At 74.2% G+C, this 4,061-nt stretch carries 3 protein-coding genes and 1 pseudogene; all 4 read right to left on the reverse strand.

Annotated features, from left to right (window positions below; translation table 11 throughout):
- Positions 1-1,719 (reverse strand): annotated as a pseudogene (locus DZF91_RS40485) (hypothetical protein); the annotation flags it as partial.
- A gap of 81 nt (positions 1,720-1,800) precedes the next feature.
- Positions 1,801-2,619: an SGNH/GDSL hydrolase family protein gene (locus DZF91_RS27260; protein WP_117360012.1), complete on the reverse strand. Its 819-nt coding sequence runs from the start codon at positions 2,617-2,619 to the stop codon at positions 1,801-1,803.
- Between the two features lie 389 nt (positions 2,620-3,008).
- Positions 3,009-3,557, reverse strand: coding sequence for a GTP-binding protein (locus DZF91_RS27265; RefSeq protein WP_117360013.1), 549 nt, complete (start codon positions 3,555-3,557; stop codon positions 3,009-3,011).
- A gap of 40 nt (positions 3,558-3,597) precedes the next feature.
- Entirely contained in the window at positions 3,598-4,011 is a 414-nt protein-coding gene (locus DZF91_RS27270) for a DUF742 domain-containing protein (RefSeq protein ID WP_407920945.1), read from the reverse strand.
- Between the last annotated feature and the right edge of the window lie 50 nt (positions 4,012-4,061).

Genomic DNA, 4,061 nt, shown 5'->3' on the forward strand with positions numbered 1-4,061 from the left:
CGCGCGCGCCACGTCCGGCGCGGCGTCGGCGCCGCGCCGGGACGCGGCCCGGCGGAACAGCTCGGCGAGGCCGTCCTCGGTGAGGTCGCGCGTCCGGACGACGTCGAACGCGCGGACGAGCGCGGGGTTGAGGTCGAGCAGGCGGCGGTCGCCGTCGGCCCGGCAGAGCGCGACGACGTCGAGGGACGGCGCGCGGGCCACCAGGCGGCGCAGCTCCTCCACGGCGGCCGGGCCGCAGCGCTCGGCGGACGCCAGCCGCTCCAGGTCGTCCACGACGAGGAGCCGGCGGGTCTCCACGCACTCGCGCACGCGCGCGGCCAGCCAGATCACCGCGTCGCTGACCCCGAGCGAGGTGAACGTCTGGTCCGACACCCACAGCACGGACCGGACCGCGCCGAGCCGGGTGAGGCTCTCGGCGAGCAGGTCGGCGGCGTCGGCGCGCCCGGTGCCCTCGGGCCCGGCGATCAGCAGCCGGACGGGCCGCCTCCCGGCCGCGCGGTCGGCGAGCGCGACGCGCATGGCGCGCACGAGGTCGGGCTGCCCGACGACGGGCTCGATGTCGAGGTCGGCGTCCAGCGCCTCGTTCCCGTCCCGGGCGGTCGGCCGTCCGACGGGATGGCCGGCGAGGGTGTCGCGCAGCGGGTTGGGGACCCGGCGGAACGCGAACAGCCGCCGCAGGTCCTCCTGGAAGTGGCCGACCGGCAGGCGGCAGCGCGGGTTCACCGCGACGCCCGGCAGGCCCTGGACGGCGCCGGTGACGCGGGCGGCCATGTCGAGCCAGGCGCGGCAGGCGTCCGCCTCGCCCGCGACCAGCCCGCGCGCGAGCCGGCCGCGCAGCCGCAGCTGCCACAGGTCCGGGTCGAAGTCCTCGGTCTCGGCGGCGAGCCGGTCGGCGACGTCGCCGTACCCGTCCGCGCCCAGCGGGACGGCGAGCTCGGCGGGCGCCTCGGCGACCTCGCCGGCCATGAGCAGCCGCGCCAGCGCGACCTCGAACGGCTCGGTGTCGCGCACCGCGCCCGCCAGCCGCTCGTGCGCCGCGGCCAGGCCCTCGCACGCCCAGGTGAGGTAGCCGACCGGTCCGGCGAGCTCGGGCAGGACGGCCAGCTCCGCCTCGGTGAGCTCGGCGGTCCAGAGCTGCTCCAGCCGGTCGCGCGGGGCCGTCATCGCCTGCTCGCGCAGGTCGCTCCGGTGCGCGAACCGGTCGAACAGCCCGGCCAGCGCCAGCCGCCGCTCCTCCAGGGGTTCGAGCCCCGCCAGGACGTCCAGGGCGGCGCGGCCCAGCTCGAACATGACCGCGCGCCGTTCGGGGTCCTCGCCCGCGGGCTCGGGGAGCCACAAGCCCGGCGGGCGCCACCGCCCGCCCTGGGAGAACCACGCCAGCGGGTGCCGCACGGGGACCTCGGGGTCGGCGAGCAGGTCGCCGAGCAGCTCGAAGTCGACGTCGCCCCGGTTGCCCGCGCGGACCGCGCCCGCGCCCAGCAGGAACGTCAGCAGCGACCACAGCTCGGCCCCCGCCACCGACGTCTTCGGGCCGTAGAAGTCGCTGAGCCGCCGGGTCAGCACCACCGCCCGCTCGTCGGCGTTGAAGGCGACGGCGCGCTCGCGCATCTCCTCGTAGCGCCCGTCGGGCACCCGCCAGGGCCGCGACGCGTACACGTCCAGGACGGGCTCGTCGGTCAGGAGCAGCTGAAGATGGGACGGAAGCCGGGGGGAGCTCACGACAGCACTGTACTTATGACAGAACGTCCCGAACCGGCTTCAGAGCACCATCCGTGACGGTCCCGAGACCCGGCGGACACCTCAGCCCAGGTGGGCGCGCTCCCGGTCGCAGGATCCGCGTCCGGACAGCGGCAGCGCCTCCGGCCGCTTGGCGGACCGCCCGTCCCCCGAGGAGCGCCCGGTGGCGCGGCGGCCGATCCACGGCAGCAGGTAGGTGCGGGCCCAGTACACGTCCTCGCGCCGCTGGGTCAGCCAGTCGGACGCGTCCACGGGCGGCCACGGCTCGCGCCAGTCGCCCTCCGCCGGGACGCCGAGCACCTCGGCGACGCGCAGCGCCAGCCGCCGGTGCCCCTCCGACGACAGGTGCAGCCGGTCCTCGAACCAGGCGCGCGGGTCGTTGAAGACCGGCATCAGCGCCCACAGGTCCACCACGTCGCAGCCGCGCCGGTCGGCGATGGCCCGCAGGTGCATGTTGTAGGTGGCGGCCTTGCCGCGGATGCGCCGTCCCGACCGCAGCCCCTGCGGGTCGAAGCCGGTGAACAGCACGACGCGCGCGCCCGTTCCCCGCAGCTTGCGCACCGCGTCGTCGAACTCGACGGCGAGCGCGTCGGGGTCGCCGCCGGGACGGATGATGTCGTTGCCGCCCGCGCAGAAGGTGACCAGGTCCGGGTTCAGCGCGACCGCCCGCGGCACCTGGTCCTCGGCGATCTGGCGCAGCAGCTTGCCGCGCACCGCCAGGTTGGCGTACCGGAGCTCCGGGTTGCCCGCGGCGATGTGCTCCGCGAGCCGGTCGGCCCACCCCCGGAACACGTCGCGCTCCCCGGGCACGGGGTCGCTCAGCCCCTCGGTGAAGCTGTCCCCGATCGCGACGAACGTACCGATACTCTTCGCGTCACCCATAGCCGTTCCTAGCGCAGGTCCAAGTAGTTCGATCAGCTAGGAACTAATAGTGCAGCGTGCATATTTCCCTACGCGACCGTAGTGACCGAGAGGGAACACACGGTGACACAAAGCCGAAGGAAAGCAAAGCCGAAGGCGAGCCACCCAGGGGCAAAGCCGAAGGCGAGCCACCCGATGCAAGGCCGAAGGCGAGCCGAACCACCGGGACCGGAGACCGGTACCGGGAAACCCCGCGACAAGGCCGACCGGCGCGAATGCGTGACCAACAGCGCGAGGGGGCGACGCCGAAAGGCGAGCCCCCTCGCGCTGTTGATCGCGAAGCGATGCCGCATTCGCACGAGCATCCGGTCCGCGTCCGAGCCGCAAGGCGAGGACGCGGAGCCGGAGGCTCAGTGGGCGGAGCCCACCATAGACAACGCGTGCTGCACCAGTGTGATGAGGACCTTCTTGGTCGACTCGCGGTTGCGTGCGTCACACTCGACGATCGGCACGTGCGAGCTCACCGAGAGCGCCTCGCGGATGTCCTCCACGGCGTACTGGAACTCGCCGTGGAACCCGTTGACGCCGACGACGAAGGGCAGGCCCAGCTCCTCGAAGTAGTCGACCGCGGCGAAGCAGTCGGCGAGGCGCCGGGTGTCGACCAGCACGACCGCGCCGATCGCGCCCTTGACCAGGTCGTCCCACATGAACCAGAAGCGGTGCTGGCCCGGTGTGCCGAACAGGTAGAGGATCAGCTCGCTGTCGAGCGACACGCGGCCGAAGTCCATCGCCACCGTGGTGGTCGTCTTGTCGGGCACCGCCGACAGGTCGTCCACGTCCGCGCTGGCCGCGGTCATGACGGCCTCGGTGGTGAGCGGCATGATCTCCGACACCGACCCCACGAAGGTGGTCTTGCCGACGCCGAAGCCGCCGCCGACGACGATCTTGACCGACGTCAGCTCCGGCCCGTCCCCGGGCGCGGCCGGAGCCGACGACTGGTCATAGCTTCCGAAGCCCACTCAGAACCCTCTCAAGCAGTCGGATGTCCGGCTGCGCGCCCGCCGGGCGGGACTGGTGCAGCCGGAGCAGGCCCTCCAGGGCCATGTCGGCGACGAGGACGCGTGCGACGCCGAGCGGAAGCCGCAGCAGCGCCGACACCTCGGCGACCGACCGGGCCGTCCGGCAGATGTCCATGATCGCCCGGTATTCCGGGGTCAACGAGGAGACGTCGCGCGGCGGATGCGGAGCAGCCGTCACCATCGCCTCGATCGCGAGGTCGTACCGGGGCCGGGTCCGGCCGCCGGTGACCGCGTAGGGGCGGACCAGCGAGCTGGTGTCGCCGCCGGAGTCACCGCCCCCGTGCCGCGGCCCGGGCGTGCGGCCCGGACCGGGATGCGGCTGCTGCCCGGCCACCGGGTAGCCGCCGCTGTGCCCGCCGGCCACGCCCGGGGCGTCGCCGTGCC

This window comes from Actinomadura logoneensis (genome assembly GCF_003428695.1).
Classification (GTDB): Bacteria; Actinomycetota; Actinomycetes; order Streptosporangiales; family Streptosporangiaceae; genus Spirillospora; species Spirillospora logoneensis.